This is a genomic window from Sporosarcina soli, from assembly GCF_042655805.1.
GTDB classification, from domain to species: Bacteria; Bacillota; Bacilli; order Bacillales_A; family Planococcaceae; genus Sporosarcina; species Sporosarcina soli.
Genome location: NZ_JBHSNO010000005.1, coordinates 1,623,428 through 1,641,055 on the forward strand (window position 1 = coordinate 1,623,428; position 17,628 = coordinate 1,641,055).

The window sequence follows — 17,628 nt, forward strand, 5'->3', positions numbered from 1 at the left end:
AATTACCCCCTGAAATAACTCTAAAGTTAAGCTTTATGATGTAAAAAACGTTAATTTGTTTTGGAGGACCGTGCTAAGAAAAAGTTTAATCAATCCCTTAAACTTTTATATTATCTGATCAAATAATTGTTTATTCTAATAGTAAAACATTTGGTATATATTGTTCCATTGCTAGTAAAGCTAGTCCTGTTCCTGACAGTCCCATCATAAGGTTTGGAGATTCTATACCTCCAGGAAAACCGCTACGAATAGGCTTGTTATTCATACCATTTAAAATGGACGACTTAATATTTTGTATTTCATCAGAAAAGGAACTGATTTTTTCTGTACATTTTGAAAGCGCCCAATAGGTTCCTAAATCGCCATGACACAAGCTATGGTTATCTGAAGTGAAATTAGACAATGTTGATTCGAATGCATTATGAACCATACTTTTTTGTTCCGAACTTAATATTTTCCACATTTGGGTATATGCAAGGATTACTCCTGAAGATCCGTGACACCAACCAAATTGACTATGAGATTTCTTGCCTTCCCGCAAATCTTCCCACAATCTTTCATCACTTTTGAAAAGTGAGTCTTGATAAACTAAAGCTTGCTTACATACATTTAAATAGATAACCTCTTGAGTAACCTGATACAAATGGTATAAAGATAGTGCTATACCAGCAGCACCATGCGAAAATCCACCTAATGGGACGGATGAAGTGACAGATCTCCAACCAACACCCTTTCCTACTGAAATTGCATTCTTAATAAGGTGATCACCGAGTTTCCTTGCAATATTCAATACTTTTTCAGACCCAGTTAATTCATAGTATTTTAAAAGTACCATGATTACTCCTGCTGATCCGCCGATTATATCGTATATTTGGTCATGCTCAATAAGCTCCTCGATATTCTCTAATAAAACATTGCAGTATTTCAAAAGTTCATCGTCATTCCAAAGTTCATATAGCGAAGTCAATCCATAGAGTATAGAAGCACTACCATAATAAGCGGATATTGTTAATTTATTTTCCGGATGATCTATATATTGGATTACTGATTTTAACGCTGCCTGTGAAAGTTCTTTATATTCGTTTCTTGTTGTTTGATCTTCCAGGTACGCATAAAAAATAGACAATCCCATTAATCCGTCATAAAGTCCAACAGGCAATGGAGAAAGGCTCATAGAGCTTTCCATATTCATGCCAACCCCAATCCAGGTAACATCTTCTTTACTCTCCCCCCAAACAGCTTGTGACGATAAATATTTACCAATTTCTTCAGCCAATTGGTTGGGATTCTCTTCTTTGTCTAAACTAATAGTTTGTAAATTCTTTTGGTGATGGCTCTCCTCTTTATCTAGTGTCAATATTGACTGATGAATCCAGTTAGATTGACGGATCATATCTTCTTGGCTTAATGAATTAATTTTGTGGAATACTAACTCCTGACCGCTTTTTTCTAGGAATCCGTGAATTTCTTGGTTATTGCTATCCCATATAATTGTACTATTTGGTTTGGTGTAGAAATAAGGAATGTCCCCTTGGAGTAAATCGTTTATTTCAGAAGGTATAATCTTTAAATGATTATTGGATATTCGTCCATAATTCCACATAAGATCAATGAGTCGCTGTTGGTCCAACCCATTTTGTAAATAATCCGTATGTTTTCCCATTTGAATAAACCTAGCGTATAGCTCTGTATTCCTAACAATAAAACGAGTAGTCGTATTTAGAAAAGGAGCTAAAATACCATCCTTCCCCAAGACATCCTCTTTATTGTCCATTAATATGGAATACATGGATTCAAATCCTTCCAAAACGCTTGATACATATCCCACTGGATTTACAGCTTCACCTTTATATTTTGGTCGATTTGCCCTCGATTCAATATGAGTTTGAGTTCTCTCAATTTTCATATTGGAGGTGTTGTCGTTTTTCAGGTATTCAATATTGCTAATGACTTGACCTTCTTCCCCGCCTATTCCACTAACTTCCAGAGGCGAATCCTTTGCCGTTTTGTGGTGAATAGGCAAAAGACCTGTCCCTAATACAGATGTCATAAGGAGTTTCATCGCTTGGTGTTGTGCTGTAGACTGTTCGCTCATTGGCTGGAGAGGATGAAAGATGGACTCTAAATCAATTAAATAAGGATGTTGCCCTTGGGCAATTAAATTTTCAAAATGAAAGTCTATCGCATTTAGTGAATATAGGATAGATATATAACCACCCAATCGATAATAGAAATTCTCAACATCTTCTTTCGTATCACATTCTGTATAAGATATACATTCTTGCCATCCATAGTGATCTTTATCAATCATCTTCAAAGTAGAAAACTTTAATTTGAAACCCATTCTGTTACACCATTTGAGTAACTCTTGAAACTGTGAATCTACCGACAAAGATCGTGGCTTATAAACTAACTTATGAAGGTTATCAAAGGTTAAAATAGTCACTGTTTGACCGCCATTATGAGTATCACCAGCATCAACTTGTATATCAACTAAGGAAGAAGTTATTGGAATAAGGGTTTCTTGAATTTCTGAGATATCATTAATAAAGCGATTTATGACTTTAAAGTGATGGTTCAAACTTTTATCGGTTAACTCGACTAAGCGTCTAGCCAGAACCGGATACTCGCTTAAAAAATGTAGAACTTGTTGGGTAGAACTTAATGAATTATGGATAAAGGAAATAAACTTCTCCTCAGGGTTATCTCCTTCTAACTCGTTTCGAAGATTAGCGATATTCATTTCCAATACAACCGGCTTTATAGTAAATGACACTATTTTTTCTTCTATATTTTTAAGAATTGAATTTTTTAAGGCTCTTATATCTATAACATTTTTTCTTTCAACCGATATTGAACTAAAGTATGTATCACATTGAATCGAAGCATAAGAAATTATGGGTTCAATAACACACTGAAATGCAGTTTTATCTTTGATATCAAAATTTCTCTGTTCCGAAAATATTTCTTTGAATTTTTGCATCCATGGCATACTGATTACATCTGGTATATCACCGCGATTCTTCAGAGCGAGTAAGGAGTTAAATTCGCCTTTTGTATATCCATCATAAGTTAGCTTGAATTTTAAGACCTCTTCATTTGTCCCTGTTTTCTTCATCCAATTTTGGACCTCTGTAAATCTATTGTCGTCACTTATAATTTTATTAATCTCTTTCAAATAAGCAGATCGATTAAATACTTTCCAAATATCCGATTTTATGATTTCCATAGCTTTCCCTCCTCGATTATATTAAGTGTAAAACGAGTGAAGATTATAGTCTTCACCCGTTTAATACACTTTATTTCGGGTATATTAAAAACAAGTTTTACTTACAAGCCAAAAATGTTATCGCAATTACGCAAGGAAGAGTCGTTTGTGGAGTGATATCACTTCCACCAACTGTTGCCATTAACTCTTGCTCTGAAACTTCACCTGCCGGACTTACTACCGAACCTTTTGTTCTGAAGTCCGGATTTTTCCAGGCCATAATCGTGTTTTCAATTTGTGTCATTTTTTTATTCCTCCAATCTCTCAATTTTGAGGTTACTAAAAATTTTACTTACAAGCCAAAAATGTTATTGCAATTACACATGGAAGAGTTGTTTGTGGAGTAATATCACTTCCACCAACCGTTGCCATTAACTCTTGCTCTGAAACTTCACCTGCTGGAATTGCTACCGAATCTTTTGTTCTGAAGTCCGGATTTTTCCAAGCTATAATCGTGTTTTCAATTTGTGTCATTTTTTATTCCTCCAATCACTCAATTTTGAAATTACCGAAAATTTTACTTACAAGCTAACAATGTTAGTACAACTACACAAGGAAGAGTCGTTTGTGGAGTGATATCACTTCCACCAACCGTTGCCATTAACTCTTGCTCTGAAACTTCACCTGCTGGACTTGCTACCGAATCTTTTGTTCTGAAGTCCGGATTTTTCCAAGCCATAATCGTGTTTTCAATTTGTGTCATTTTTTATTCCTCCAATCATTCAATTTTGAAATTACCGAAAATTTCACTTACAAGCTAACAATGTTAGTACAACTACACAAGGAAGAGTCGTTTGTGGAGTGATATCACTTCCACCAACCGTTGCCATCAACTCTTGCTCTGAAACTTCACCTGCTGGACTTACTACCGAATCTTTTGTTCTGAAGTCCGGATTTTTCCAAGCCATAATCGTGTTTTCAATTTGTGTCATTTTTCTTCCCCCTAAATATTGTTTTTTTTTACTTATCCCGGGATAAATTGAGTATATGTTAAACAAACCTAACATTCAAGCATTTTTTATTAAATATTTTGTAAATTATATGAATTAATATTCAAATATTGCTAAAATTACAGATTTTTTCTGTCCTTTTTATTGAATCTATATAGTCAAATGTAATTAAAATTGTAAAAATAATAAAAAAAGATGATTTCGTAAATACACGAAATCATCACAAAGAATTTATCTTAGACTTTTCTTTAGTCATATAGTTTTTTAATTTCCAACCAATAGATTATGTATTGTCCTATTCCCAGTAATATAAAAATAATTAGTGGAGCGAAGGAGTATCCGTTAAAGTAAGTAACCAGCCCTATCCCTACCGGAATAGCAAATGAATAATAGATGTAAACACTGCGACATGCTTTGAACGTCATCCAACGCAAACCTTCATCTTCTTCTCTTAATTCAACCGGCAAAAATGTGAAAAATTTGAACTTATTCTTAGGATTTTGTCTATTATAAACAAAAACTATTATAAACCAAAAAATTAACACACCAATTAGAACCAATTTCAAATAAACATTCGTTAGTAGCTCAGGAAGCAAGTACGGATGAAATTTATTCAACAAAATAATTCCAACAAACGTTAATAATATACTTTGGAAAAATGGAAAGCGAAGCAATTTTTCAATCATGTTGGTCACCTTTCTAATTCTAAATTAAACTATCTAAAATAGACCAATCAAGGCCTAACCTATTTTTCTACACTTTCATTATTTATCCAGAACACATCACCTATCTGGTAACCTAAAGCTTCTGAAATCCGGATGGCTAGTGTTACTGAGGGATCATAAATTCCTTTTTCGATAAACGAAATTGTCTGTCTAGTAACACCGACTCTTTGACCAAGTTCTGATTGTGTTAGATTAAGGCTGGTTCTAAGTTCTTTCACTTTGTTTATTAGCATAAAAAAGTCCCTTTCATTAAAGGATAATATGATCTGTAATGAAGTTCTATCAAGGGCATATCCAATTCCTAAGAAAGTATTGCCAGTCGGATCGTCCGATTTTAACATGACCTTACTTTTCCATTGGCATGTTCGTATCTTCCTCTGCTAGCACAAAAAATAGATTTCAAAGTATAACAATTTTCCGACTCTTTGTTAATCACTATTATTCATGTTATAGGCTAGCTGATTGCTTTATCCGGTTCAAGATATCGACTTTTCAAGGCATATATTTGTCTACTTATGTAATTTTAGAGCCGAAGCGAACATAAATTCCCATTTTCTAATTATATCACTTCAATTATGCAATTGCTATCAAGGCGGATTCGTTCGATATCCTTTTTCTCCATCAGATCGCACATGAACATTCGTATGGAAATTCTTATCTACTTTTCTATAAATTTGACCGTACAGTTTACCGACATAATTTTCTTTCACATCAACAGTACCTAAAAAACAAAACCATCTGCTTTACCATTTCCTTATATCTCTTCTTACTATCCGTTTCAAGAATTCTTCCCCCTACTTTCCTTTCCGTTTGTTCAAAAACCACTACCCAATTACGGCTTTTATACAATCCGATGGCTTCATTTTCAAAATCATAATAATCCTACAAATCTTGTTTTCTATCTATAGTTTTGACAATTAGATATTTCGTATTGCCCTCTAAATATAATTAAAATCTATGTAAGTCATGTTGATAATTTTCTATCCATTTCAAATGCTCCAACCATCTTATCAAAAGTTTCTTTGTGTTTGCCCTACATAAACCGCATTTATTTATTTTTTTATTTATAATTACATAAATTCCGCACTCTAATAACTCATTCATATACTAACACTCTTTTAAAAAAGAGTAGCCGCAGCCACTCAATAATCGAAATTCCACATCAATTGCGTATTCATTATATATATAAGGCCGTCACTCGCCATTGTTAAAATACAGTCTATTAGTAGACCTTTTTTATCTCAAAGCATAAATACAAAATGTATTCCTGAACAAGTGCCACTAGTGAATTTTATAATCATCGACTCTGGATAGTCCCACACCTCACCATAAGAGGAAATATAAGATGATAAGTTTTAGTATTTTCTAGAATGATTTCATCAATTTCATCTCCTGTTTCAATCCATTCCAAGTGGCCAAAACCTATTAATTTATTTTTAAGAAACTCTTTAAGTTTTTTTAATTGAATATCAAGTTAATTCTCTCTTTCGCCTCTTCAGAATATTTTCCGCATTTTCTTTTCGGACATTTCAACAGTACAATATTAAAAAAACACCGTCACGGAGAATTGGGTGGGGTAATCCCCTTTTAACATTTAATTCAGTTTATATAACTATTATACTGTTTATAGAGATGAATGTCTTGATTTTTGGATAAAAACACGGTATTTCATTAGTTCGGAATGGAGTTATACAGGTATTGTAACGAACGGGTTTCCAATCAATTTCCCCATAGATTGCTCTGATCAATTCACGAATTTTTTCATCTCCATAGCCAAGTTTTTTCCCACCCGCCATTGTATATCCAAGACACGTATAACTGTTCTAGTCACTTTCTGGCAAATGCGCTTTCCAAACTAAATGACGGAGGAACTGCGAACGGTTCCTCTTTGCTTTCACGTCAAACCATTCCCACTCGTTTTCAGTAAGGGTATGAGAAACCTTTTTCGTAACGTCAACCAATGGACGACCGACGGGATTTTTCTTCGTGAACATTTCCACTCGACAATTTTGACAATATGCTTTTGGTTCATCGTTTACATGAAAAATCGTTCAACCCTAGTCCCCACCGTATCGTTCGCATTCAGTTGCTACGTTTCGAAATAAACCTTTCGGAAAGCTCTTTTCAATTTCCTCAAGCACCCGCTACGCTGGCTCATACGTTTCATGCTGTTCCTCTTTTCGTTTTCATCCCACGTTGCACTTGTCGCGGTTTGTCCATCTAAACCACATAATACAAACATATAAGTACCTCCTGTTAATTAAGTTATTTAACTGTATTGACCACACAGACTTCGGGGCTCTTCTCCTTAAACCACTAGTTATCTTTTCTACCAGAATCGATACATCAAACAGCTCCGCTAATTCCTGTGCCTTTACTTTTTTACGATTAATTAAAATCATGACCATTGTTAGTAGACGGTTTAGCTTCATTTGTCCACTCCTCATTAAGAATAGTAGCGTGATTACAAATTACCTCCCCTCATTTTAAACGAAATTTAAACTTCCGCCCTCCGTTGCTTTAACCTTCGAACGGTAGGATAGTAAGCGAGGTGAGGAGAATGAGTGCGTTTATTATTGAAACGAAACAATTGACGAAAAAGTTTGGTGCGAAAAGAGTTGTGAATAACGTTGATTTACAAGTAAAAAAAGGTGAAATTTATGGGTTCTTAGGCCCGAATGGCGCGGGAAAAACGACGACGATTCGAATGCTTCTCGGACTTGCCCGCCCAACAAAAGGGTCCATCCATATTTTCGGGAAAGATGTCAAAAAAGAAAAGCTCTCCATTTTAAAAAAGGTGGGCTCGCTTGTTGAATATCCTTCTTACTATGGACATTTAACCGCGCATGAAAATTTAGAAGCCATACGAATTTTATTGGATGCGCCTAAATCCAGAATTGACGAAGTCCTTTCGATTGTCCGTCTGACAAAAGACGCGAAACGTCCTGTAAAGGGGTTCTCTTTAGGGATGAAGCAACGACTCGGCATAGCAACTGCTCTACTTGGGAATCCGGAGTTACTTATTTTGGATGAGCCAACGAACGGACTGGATCCATCTGGCATTATTGAAATGCGTGAACTCATTAAAAGCATGCCAAAGGAACACGGCATCACGATTGTCATATCGAGCCACTTGCTGTCGGAAATTGACCAAATGGCGACGCAGGTGGGCATTATCTCGAAAGGGCAAATGATTTTTCAAGATTCCATTACAAAGTTAAGGCAACGATCTACGAGCAAGATTAAGTTAACCGTCAATCATGCAGAATCCGCATGGAAGACATTGTTGTCCCACGGTTACACCACACAACGCATGCAAAATAGCATTTTCGTTGAAAATAATTCTAATGAAAAAATTGCCGAAATCGTAAAAGCGCTTGTTCAACATGATTATTCCATTTACAGAGTAGAAGAAGAGAAAAAATCATTGGAAGATATCTTCTTAGAATTGACGGGTCAGGAAGGTGGTTTGTGATGGCACGGATCATGGCCTCTGAATTTCTGAAAATCAAGCGAAAAATGATTCTCTTTCTCGTATTTCTTGGGCCCATTGGTGTCATTGGGTTGGAAGCCGTCAATTTCGGTCTACGGTATGAGTGGCTCACGGGTGTTTATAAGGAAGATTTGTGGGGCGGTCTTATTGGTGAAGTTTCCATGTTATCCATTCCAACGATTCTTATCGGTTTGACCATCCTAACATCGATGATTGCTAATATTGAACATCAGACCAATGCGTGGAAGCAACTTTTAGCATTACCAATTTCAAAAACGAGAGTGTTTACAGGTAAAGTCTTATTGGCAGTGCTTCTGTTACTCATTGCATGTTCGTTGCTGGCGGGCGGCACAATTATTCTTGGTCTTCTCTTAAAGTTCGGGAGCGATATTCCATTTTTTTATTTAGTCAAAATGTGTTTTTTTCCTTGTCTTGCTTCCATGCCCTTTCTCGCATTGCAAATTTGGCTGGCCATTACGATAAAAAACCAGGCATTGCCCTTAACCATCGGGATTGTAGGAGCAATCGTTTCGATGTATGGGATGAATTTTCCTGACTGGGTCCCGTGGAAATGGCCTTTGTTGATGAATGAATGGGGTAAACCGATCTATTCGGTGTTAGCGGGTCTCGGTTTAGGAATCCTTATCTACCTCATTAGCCTTGTTGAGTTTCATCGAAAGGACGTGAAATAAATGAGGAAGTTATTTCAATCCGAGTTTCTGAAGTTACGAAAATCCGCGATTTGGCTGCTTATTTTTGTCAGCCCTCTTCTTTCGTTGTTACTTGGTTTGGGCGCCGACACAATGACTGAACTTGGACAACAGCAATGGATCGAAACGCTTGGTATGATGACAATCAGCCATGCCATTTTATTTTTACCGCTTTTAACAGGGATTTTTTCAAGCTTTATTTGCCGATATGAACATGTCGGAGGAGGCTGGAAGCAACTGTTGACCATGCCCGTCTCCAGAAAAAATGTCTATATCGTAAAAGTGCTCATTGTGAGCTTTCTTATTGCACTCACACAACTATTGTTTGTCTCGGGGCTTTTCTTGATTGGATGGTTGAAAGGATTTTCGACGGATATCCCTTGGGAAGTCATTGGAACGAGTGTGTTGGGAGGATGGGTCGCATGCTTGCCTTTAATCGCTTTGCAAATGTTCGTATCCGTTGCGTGGTCGAGCTTCGCAGCACCACTTGCGGTCAATGTTATTTTCACAATCCCGAATATGCTCATTGTCAATTCTGAGAAGTTCGGTCCTTACTATCCTTGGGCGCAACCATTCTTATTGATGATGCCAAGCACAGGCGAAAGCTTTGGAGCATTAAATGTTTCAGCAACTACGTTATTCATCGTAGTTTTTGGAAGTCTCGTCCTGTTTTTAGGTTCGGGATTGGGTTATTTCTTGAGAAAAGAAATATGACTTTCTGTATCTGACATGCATCGGATTATTTGGGATGAACAAAGTGGGATCAGGGTACGCTGTTCAATCCACACCACGTAAATTGAACTATTGCATAATTTGATTTATAATGGACATATACTAAAAAAGAGAAGCGCGCTAACGCTCCTCTTTGCAGCCTTTACCGTCAAGGTGATGGTTGTCAAATTACGTTATTTGCTTTGAGAACCACCCTTGATGAGCTTGCGACGGCGTAGGGTGGTTTTCTTGTTTTCTAATAATTTCTTCCGGAAGATGAACGCGCTTGTTTCTCGCACAATCCCTTTCAGAATCTCTCTAGCCCTCAAGGAAGGCATCCTAATTGCACCGCGTCCTGCGGTAACGGATGCATGACCTACATCCTGTAGGCCCAAATGTTTCCATGATTATCACCTCCTTTCCTTAACGGAAAGAAGAATGACAACCAATCCACCCTCACAATAGTCAGCTACAGTTTTAGTTTACCATAGTTAGTTTAACTTTCGAACATTGATTCGCATGTTACTAATCTTGACGTGAAAGTATTCAAACTGTATGAAAAACGCTCCTTCGATGAATCGATTGGAGCGTTTTTCATTTCATTCAATTAATAAGCGCGGCCGAACCACACCGTATGTTGTGCTTCTTTTCCACAGTTGATGCAAGTGGATTTCTTCGCTGGTGGGTTGAAAGGAATATTACGTGTTGTAAATTTCGTTTCTTCTTTTACATGTTCTTCACAAGCATCATCGCCACACCAACCCGCAAGGATCCATCCAGGGATTTCGCCTTTTTCTGTTGAGTCGGCAATATGCTTCGTCAGTTGTTCCAGTGAATCGACATGTGTATGGGAATGCTGTTCACGGAATGCACGTGCTTTTTCGAGCAAGCGTGATTGCATCGTCTTTAACTCCGCTTCGATGCTATCGACGATTGCAGCAAGATCAACCGCCACTTTTTCGTCTTCATCACGTGCTTTCAAAAGTGCTTGGTTCTTTTCCAAGTCGCGTGGTCCAAGTTCTATTCGAACTGGCACCCCTTTTAGCTCCCACTCATTGAATTTGAAGCCTGGTGATTGATCGGAGTCGTCCAAACGCACACGGATGCCTTTCGCTTTCAGTTCTGCAAACACTTCATCCAATTTCTCCATAATAGCAGGGTTTTTCTTCCATGGCCCTACTGGAATCAAGACGACTTGTGTTGGCGCAATACGTGGCGGAAGGACAAGACCTTGCTCATCACCATGCACCATAATGACCGAACCGATCAGACGTGTTGACGTTCCCCAAGATGTTGTATGGACAAATTCATGCTTGTTTTCTTTCGTTAAATATTTAATATCAAATGCTTCCGCAAATTTCGTTCCTAAATAATGAGAAGTTCCCGCTTGTACCGCTTTTCCATCCTTCATCATCGCTTCAATGGAATACGTATCGACAGCACCCGCAAAACGCTCTGATGGCGTCTTTTGACCATCGTATACAGGGATTGCGAGTAAATCTTCCACGACTTCTTTATAGATGTTAAGCATTTGCATCGTTTCCGCACGCGCTTCCTCTTCATCCACGTGTGCCGTATGCCCTTCTTGCCATAAAAACTCAGATGTCCGGATGAATGGCAATGTTTTCTTCTCCCAACGGAAGACGTTTGCCCATTGGTTGATCAACACCGGAAGGTCCCGATAGCTTTTCACCCAATCGGAGTAGAGATGCCCGATCATCGTTTCAGACGTAGGACGTAGTGCCAAGCGCTCTTCCAATTTTTCGCCCGCTGCTTCCGTCACCCAAGGGAGTTCTGGCGAAAATCCTTCGATATGATCCTTTTCCTTTTGGAAGAAATTCTCTGGAATAAGCATTGGGAAATAAGCATTGCGATGTCCTGTTTCTTTAAAACGTCTATCCATTTCCGCTTGGATATGCTCCCAAATTTCATAGCCATCCGGCTTGAACGCAATACATCCACGAACCGGCGTATAATCCATTAAATCTGCCTTTTGAATCGTGTCGATATACCATTTTGAAAAATCATTTTGTTGCTGATTGGTCATTAAATTTCCCTCCTAAAATGATAAAAACACAAAGCTATCCCTCTACAAGGACGTCTTTGTGCTGAACGGACGTGGTACCACCTTACTTTAGCCTATCTGCATATAGGCCCTCTAGACGTTTGGTAACGGAAACGACTCGGTTATGTTGGCATAACATCTCGGTGGTAGGTTTCAATAAGAAGCGGTGATATAGCTCTCAGCAATACGCTATACTTTCTGGTTCACAATTCTTATTTACTTGGTCACGTCAAAGACTTCGTATTAGTTATATATAATATAGCAAACGTTGAATGCTTATACAATCCGATTGTGAGCCATTCGACGGATTGTGGCGTCCAATCAAAAATCCCGCCCTCAAAATGGTAAAATACTTATACGTGAATTTGTTGAATGAGGAGGTATATTTTGGGGACTGGATTTATTTTCATATGTATTATACTGATTGCTTCTATCCTTCAATCGAGTACAGGTTTTGGTTTTTCCATCATGGCGACACCCTTTTTGCTCATGTTATTTCTTCCACAAGAAGCAATACAAATCAACATTATCCTCTCTTTGATCATCTCAATCTCACTCATTTTAAAGATACGCAAGGAGATTGATTTCATCCTACTGAAAAGATTTGTTGGAGGGAGCATTGTTGGAGTACCTTTGGGTATATTCATCTTTGTTACGCTGAATATAAATGCGTTAAAATTAGGGGTTAGCCTTCTTCTCATGCTTCTAACGCTTTTACTCATATGCAACTTCAAGATTCAATCAACAGCATTCAGAGATTTCATCGTTGGCGGGGTATCGGGCATTTTAACGACTAGCATTGGGATGCCTGGACCTCCGTTATTGCTTTACTTAACAGGAACAGATACTGAAAAAGGAAAGCTAAGAGCTACAACATTAGCCTTTTATCTCTTTATCTATTTCGTCAGTCTCCTAACTCAAATAATCTTTACCGGAACAAACCAAGTTATATGGCAATCTAGTCTTTATGCAATTCCACTTGTGTTTGTTGGATTATTTTTAGGTCAAATCATTTTCAAATGGCTAAACCAGCAGTTTTTCCGAGTACTCACCTATATCCTTTTGATAAGTGCAGGGATTTCGCTTTTACTTGAAAGTTTACGTTTGTTATAGTTATGTATCTCATTACCAGCATACCCATAACGGTTGAGCTATCTCATTAAGCGATTAGTGAGATAGCCTTTTTCAATGCTTGGCATCAGAAAAGACCCTTTCCGTACACATTGACCCGTGCAAGGTCATCCAAAATACTCCACAACAATTTGCATGATCAGCAAAACCGTCACAACCCGAAGAATCGGTTTGACCTGTTCTTTTTTCAATTTACGTGCGAGACGAACGCCGAGCTGTGCCCCACTAACCGATCCAAGCATTAACGCTAACGTCATTGGCCAAATGATTTTCCCTGTCGAAATATAACTGATCGATGCCCCAAAACAACTGGAAAAAACCATGATCCGAGTCAATCCTACGGCCCGCAAATAAGCTATTTTCAATCGTCCATATAAATACAAAGCGAGCGTTCCACTTCCAGGACCAAATACACCATCATAAATGCCAATTCCGTACAAGGAAGCCGCACTTTTTTTCGTGAACTGAAAGCGCTCATTGCCATCGAAGTCCGCTTTACCTAAAAAGGATGTGATAAATGCAAAACTCAACAACACGACTGCAATCACAATCATCCATTCCTCTTTCAAATGGGATGCGATTATCCCTCCAGTAATTCCGCCCGCAAGGCCGATCGGAACAACCGTCAGCGCTTCTTTGACCGTTACTTCCTTTTCTCTATAGATCATAAAGAAACTTGAAAACGAGCCCACTGTATTCGATACTTTATTGGCGCCGATCGCCGAGTGAACCGGTACGCCCATCAACAACATAGCTGGCAGACTGATCAATCCACCGCCCCCTGCCAATGTGCCAAGCGTTGATGCAGCAAAACCAATGATACAAAGCAAAATATATTCCATACAATATCCTTCTTTCAATGAAAACCTCTATAACACTAGCATATTATTCCTCCGTCCATAAGTAAATTCAATTATTCAAATGAAAGTATATTCAAAAAGCCAATGTAGATATCCTGGCAACGAAAACCAAATGCTCTCCTCACTTTTAAATTCATAAAACTTCCTCTCTCGCCATATAGTTAGTCAAGTATGAAGCGGCAATTGGAGGGGGATTTCATGCAAACAAAAGAAATGCGTTTACGCCGTGTCCAAAACCTCGCCCATGAAATCATGGATGAGATGAATCGGGCAAAAGAACTTAGGCCCTGTGAAACATTAAATCTTGTGATTGATAATCTGTCTCGAGCAGTCGGGGATATTACCGACCCATCCGGCAATTATTCGCTCCGTTATTTAGAAGAAAAAGTGGAGAATGCCCATTCACTATTGTTTCAAAATAGAAAAAGGGGGCGGATTCATTCCTAATATGCCTTGGTTCTCTCCGCGATCCCCTGTTAGAAAAATACCTCCTTAGCAAAAAACACAACAAAGTATAATCGAATCAGGCGTCATGTTCTAGACAATACGAAATTGTTTAGAGCATGACGCCTTTTTGCTTCTCATTATTTTCAAACGCTCATCGGTTTCGTTGTTTAATAAGTAAATAGATAAAGTAAGGCGCACCGATTACAGCTGTCCACACTCCTGCTGGTACTTCAATTGGTGCAAAGGCAACACGAGCAATCCAATCCGCAACGAGAACGAGAATTGCACCAACGACTGCCGATAGTCCAACCATTGAACCAAAACGAGGGCCAACAATCCTCTTGGCGATATGTGGTGCGATTAACCCAACAAACCCAATTCCACCGGCGAAAGCAACAGATGCACCTGTCAAACCGGCACAAAGTAAAAGGAGAATCGTTCGGCTTTTTTGAACCGACGATCCAACGCCTTTTGCTAAATTATCACCAAGTGCTAAAATGTTCATTTCCCTCGTCATAGCAAGTGTCATGATGAATAGAAGTGAAATCCATATTGAGATCATGCGAACTTCTGTCCAATTTGAACCATAAATACTTCCAGTAATCCAAATATTGGCCTGGCTTGCTTGATAGATAGGACCTACAAGCATAAGAACTGTCGTTCCTGCATGCATAAGTGCTGATATCCCAATTCCGATCAGTAACATTCTAAAAGGAGCAATGCCGTTTTTCCAAGATAACATGAAAACAATGACTGCTGTAATCATCGCACCAGCAAAGGCAAATAACGGCATCCAATCTTGACTAACCGTTAGCGCATTACTTTCATTTGAAAACAGCGCTAAAAATAAAACAACTGCAAATGAGGCCCCTGCAGTAATCCCGATAATGTCTGGAGAACCAAGAGGATTTCTTGAAATCCCTTGCAAAATGGCGCCCGCTGTCGCTAAGCCGATTCCAACTAAAATGGCCATTACAATTCGAGGTAATCGAAATTCAAAAATAATAGTTTGATCGAACGATTCACCAACACCTAAAATGGCTTTCAGGCTATTTAAAGGCGATATATAAAACTCACCAGAGCCCATCGATAGAAGAGCTAGTAAAATTAAAAGTACCGTTGCGATCGTCGTAGAGAACAAAGATTTTCTATCTACTATAAACGAAGCAAGATTTCCTATTCGAACTGTCACTTTATTTTTCATGCTCCAATTCTCCTTCTCGCCACATAAATAAAGAATGGAACACCGATTAATGCAGTCATCACTCCGACCGGCACTTCCTTAGGCATTATAATATATCGTGCGGCAATATCGGATAAAAGTAAGAGTATCCCACCGTATAATGCACAAAATGGAAATACCCACTGATGTTGAATACCGATGAAGGATCGAACGATATGTGGAATAATAATTCCGATAAAACCAATGGGTCCTGCAATTGCCACCGAGATTCCTGCCAAAACAACGACGATAAGAGCAAAAACAAACTTTACTAAAACTATATTCTGTCCTAATCCAAACGCAACATCGTCCCCCATCGCTAATAGGTTCATTTGTTTCGACAGAAAAAAAGCCGCAAATAATCCAATCATTAAATAAGGAAACCCTGTCATTAATAGATCTATAGGTCGATTGGCGACAGAACCTGCTAGCCAAAATAATACTTGATCGAGAGCTGCTTCATTAATCGTTAGAAATCCCTGTGTCATGGACGAGAATAATGCGGAAACGGCGGCTCCTGCTAAGACGAGTTTCATGGGTGTAAGTCCTTCTCTACCAATACTACTTAAAACAAAAACAACAATGAACGCAACGGCAGCGCCCACTAATCCCAGAATCATGTACGATTGAAGGCTTTGGAATTGGAAGAACACGACCCCAATGACGACAAAAAAAACTGCTCCGGCATTTATGCCTAAAATACTTGGAGAAGCTAATGGATTTTTCGTAATGGATTGCATAATTGCCCCTGAAACAGCCAAACAAGCTCCAACAGTTGCAGCAATCAGCGCACGTGGTAAACGTACATTTTGTATAACGAGATGTGCTGTAGAACCATCATTTTCTTTAAATGCAGCAATCGCCGTAGACCAACTTGTATCCGTATAGCCATAGACAATGCTTGAAAGTAAACAAATGATAAAAGTAAAACTGCTTATAATAAGAGCGATCCACTTACCTTTAGATGTATGTATCATAATGTCCTCGCTTAGTTGAGAATTGTTTTCAATTGTCTATTGACATGCATAATATTAGCATATAGGATACATAGTGTAAATGATTTTCATTCTCATTCAATTGGAGGAAAAATGAACATGAAAAAAATAACGATGCTAATAATGATGATTAGTATTCTCGTATTATCGGCTTGCGGGGCTAATAAGACCCCGAAAGAATCAAATGAGCAAGCACAACAAAGTGATGAGAAAACATATACTGTTCAACATGCTATGGGCAGTACAGATATAAAAGGAACTCCAGAACGTATTGTAATCTTAACAAATGAGGGAGCTGAGGCTCTTCTAGCAATGGGCATTCAACCTGTAGGTGCAGTTCAATCACCGGCGCAGCGGGTTTGGTATGATCATATGGATATGACAGGTACTGAATCTGTCGGTGTTGAATCCGAACCAAGTTTAGAGAAAATTGCGGCATTAAAACCAGATTTAATTATCGGAAACAAAATGCGACACGAAGCAATTTACGAACAATTGAGCAAGATTGCCCCAACTGTTTTTGCAGAGACACTTCGTGGGGATTGGCAAGAAAACTTCAAGTTGTATGCGAAAGCAGTAAACCAAGAAGATAAAGGGAAAGAAGTATTAAATGCATACAATGACCGTGTTGAAACAATCAAAGCTGAACTTGGAGATCAAACGAAGAAAAAAATCTCAATGGTTCGCTTTATGGCAGGAGATGTACGTATTTACCATAAAGACTCCTTCTCAGGCGTTATATTAGATCAACTTGGCTTTGCACGTGCAGATGGACAAGATGTGGACGATTTTGCTGAAAGAGGCGTTACGAAAGAACGAATTCCAGCAATGGATGGAGATGTTCTCTTTTACTTCACTTATGAAACAGGAGATAACGAAGCTACGAAGCTAGCAAATGATTGGATTGAGGATCCATTGTTTAAAAATCTAAACGTCTCAAAGAATGGTAATGTCCACCAAGTAGATGATATTATTTGGAACACTGCTGGCGGTGTCTTAGCTGCAAATTTAATGCTTGATGATATTGAAGAATACTTTTTGAGTAAGTGAT

The 17,628-nt window shown here is 38.3% G+C and carries 17 protein-coding genes; 6 read left to right on the forward strand and 11 right to left on the reverse strand.

The annotated features are described in order from the left end of the window. Positions 1-130: 130 nt before the first annotated feature. The 7 genes from ACFPRA_RS11800 to ACFPRA_RS11830 all read right to left on the reverse strand — a co-directional run bounded on the left by ACFPRA_RS11800 (position 131) and on the right by ACFPRA_RS11830 (position 5,284). Positions 131-3,229 carry a type 2 lanthipeptide synthetase LanM family protein gene (locus ACFPRA_RS11800; protein WP_381434465.1) on the reverse strand — a complete coding sequence of 1,033 codons (3,099 nt, stop codon included), beginning with the start codon at positions 3,227-3,229 and terminating at the stop codon, positions 131-133. Positions 3,230-3,326: 97 nt separating this feature from the next. After that, positions 3,327-3,512, reverse strand: a complete 186-nt coding sequence (locus tag ACFPRA_RS11805) for a class II lanthipeptide, LchA2/BrtA2 family (RefSeq protein WP_381434468.1) — start codon at positions 3,510-3,512, stop codon at positions 3,327-3,329. A gap of 44 nt (positions 3,513-3,556) precedes the next feature. Beyond that, positions 3,557-3,742, reverse strand: coding sequence for a class II lanthipeptide, LchA2/BrtA2 family (locus ACFPRA_RS11810; protein ID WP_381434472.1), 186 nt, complete (start codon positions 3,740-3,742; stop codon positions 3,557-3,559). Between the two features lie 43 nt (positions 3,743-3,785). Beyond that, a complete protein-coding gene (locus ACFPRA_RS11815; RefSeq protein ID WP_381434475.1) occupies positions 3,786-3,971 on the reverse strand; it encodes a class II lanthipeptide, LchA2/BrtA2 family in 186 nt (61 codons plus the stop codon). A 43-nt stretch (positions 3,972-4,014) separates the two neighbouring features. Next, entirely contained in the window at positions 4,015-4,200 is a 186-nt protein-coding gene (locus ACFPRA_RS11820; protein ID WP_381434477.1) for a class II lanthipeptide, LchA2/BrtA2 family, read from the reverse strand. Positions 4,201-4,466: 266 nt separating this feature from the next. Further along, entirely contained in the window at positions 4,467-4,904 is a 438-nt protein-coding gene (locus ACFPRA_RS11825; RefSeq protein ID WP_381434480.1) for a hypothetical protein, read from the reverse strand. A 59-nt stretch (positions 4,905-4,963) separates the two neighbouring features. Beyond that, positions 4,964-5,284, reverse strand: coding sequence for a helix-turn-helix transcriptional regulator (locus tag ACFPRA_RS11830; RefSeq protein WP_381434483.1), 321 nt, complete (start codon positions 5,282-5,284; stop codon positions 4,964-4,966). A 2,219-nt stretch (positions 5,285-7,503) separates the two neighbouring features. Here ACFPRA_RS11830 and ACFPRA_RS11835 point away from each other — a divergent pair. From ACFPRA_RS11835 to ACFPRA_RS11845, 3 genes are read left to right on the forward strand one after another with little or no spacing between them, the layout of a single operon-like run. Then, entirely contained in the window at positions 7,504-8,418 is a 915-nt protein-coding gene (locus ACFPRA_RS11835; protein ID WP_381434486.1) for an ABC transporter ATP-binding protein, read from the forward strand. Beyond that, positions 8,418-9,128 (forward strand): ABC transporter permease, encoded by a 711-nt coding sequence (locus ACFPRA_RS11840; RefSeq protein ID WP_381434489.1) that lies wholly within the window; start codon positions 8,418-8,420, stop codon positions 9,126-9,128. Before ACFPRA_RS11835 ends, ACFPRA_RS11840 begins: the two co-directional genes overlap by 1 nt. After that, a complete protein-coding gene (locus ACFPRA_RS11845; protein WP_381434492.1) occupies positions 9,129-9,860 on the forward strand; it encodes an ABC transporter permease in 732 nt (243 codons plus the stop codon). A 604-nt stretch (positions 9,861-10,464) separates the two neighbouring features. On the opposite strand, the gene proS is transcribed toward ACFPRA_RS11845, so the two are convergent. Continuing rightward, positions 10,465-11,904 carry a proline--tRNA ligase gene (gene proS, locus ACFPRA_RS11850; protein ID WP_381434494.1) on the reverse strand — a complete coding sequence of 480 codons (1,440 nt, stop codon included), beginning with the start codon at positions 11,902-11,904 and terminating at the stop codon, positions 10,465-10,467. Between the two features lie 405 nt (positions 11,905-12,309). Here proS and ACFPRA_RS11855 point away from each other — a divergent pair, with 405 nt between their 5' ends. Continuing rightward, a complete protein-coding gene (locus ACFPRA_RS11855) occupies positions 12,310-13,035 on the forward strand; it encodes a sulfite exporter TauE/SafE family protein (RefSeq protein WP_381434497.1) in 726 nt (241 codons plus the stop codon). Between the two features lie 125 nt (positions 13,036-13,160). Here the strand turns inward: ACFPRA_RS11855 and ACFPRA_RS11860 are convergent, their stop codons facing one another. Further along, positions 13,161-13,895, reverse strand: coding sequence for a sulfite exporter TauE/SafE family protein (locus tag ACFPRA_RS11860; protein ID WP_381434500.1), 735 nt, complete (start codon positions 13,893-13,895; stop codon positions 13,161-13,163). 216 nt (positions 13,896-14,111) lie between these two features. Here ACFPRA_RS11860 and ACFPRA_RS11865 point away from each other — a divergent pair, with 216 nt between their 5' ends. Next, positions 14,112-14,360, forward strand: a complete 249-nt coding sequence (locus ACFPRA_RS11865) for a hypothetical protein (RefSeq protein WP_381434502.1) — start codon at positions 14,112-14,114, stop codon at positions 14,358-14,360. A gap of 151 nt (positions 14,361-14,511) precedes the next feature. On the opposite strand, the gene ACFPRA_RS11870 is transcribed toward ACFPRA_RS11865, so the two are convergent. Further along, positions 14,512-15,564 (reverse strand): FecCD family ABC transporter permease, encoded by a 1,053-nt coding sequence (locus ACFPRA_RS11870; protein WP_381434506.1) that lies wholly within the window; start codon positions 15,562-15,564, stop codon positions 14,512-14,514. Further along, a complete protein-coding gene (locus ACFPRA_RS11875) occupies positions 15,561-16,562 on the reverse strand; it encodes a FecCD family ABC transporter permease (RefSeq protein ID WP_381434885.1) in 1,002 nt (333 codons plus the stop codon). Before ACFPRA_RS11875 ends, ACFPRA_RS11870 begins: the two co-directional genes overlap by 4 nt. 108 nt (positions 16,563-16,670) lie before the next feature. Between ACFPRA_RS11875 and ACFPRA_RS11880 the strand changes: the two genes are divergently transcribed. Further along, on the forward strand, positions 16,671-17,627 hold the full coding sequence (locus ACFPRA_RS11880) for an ABC transporter substrate-binding protein (protein ID WP_381434508.1): 957 nt from the start codon (positions 16,671-16,673) through the stop codon (positions 17,625-17,627). The last annotated feature ends 1 nt before the right edge of the window (position 17,628 follow it).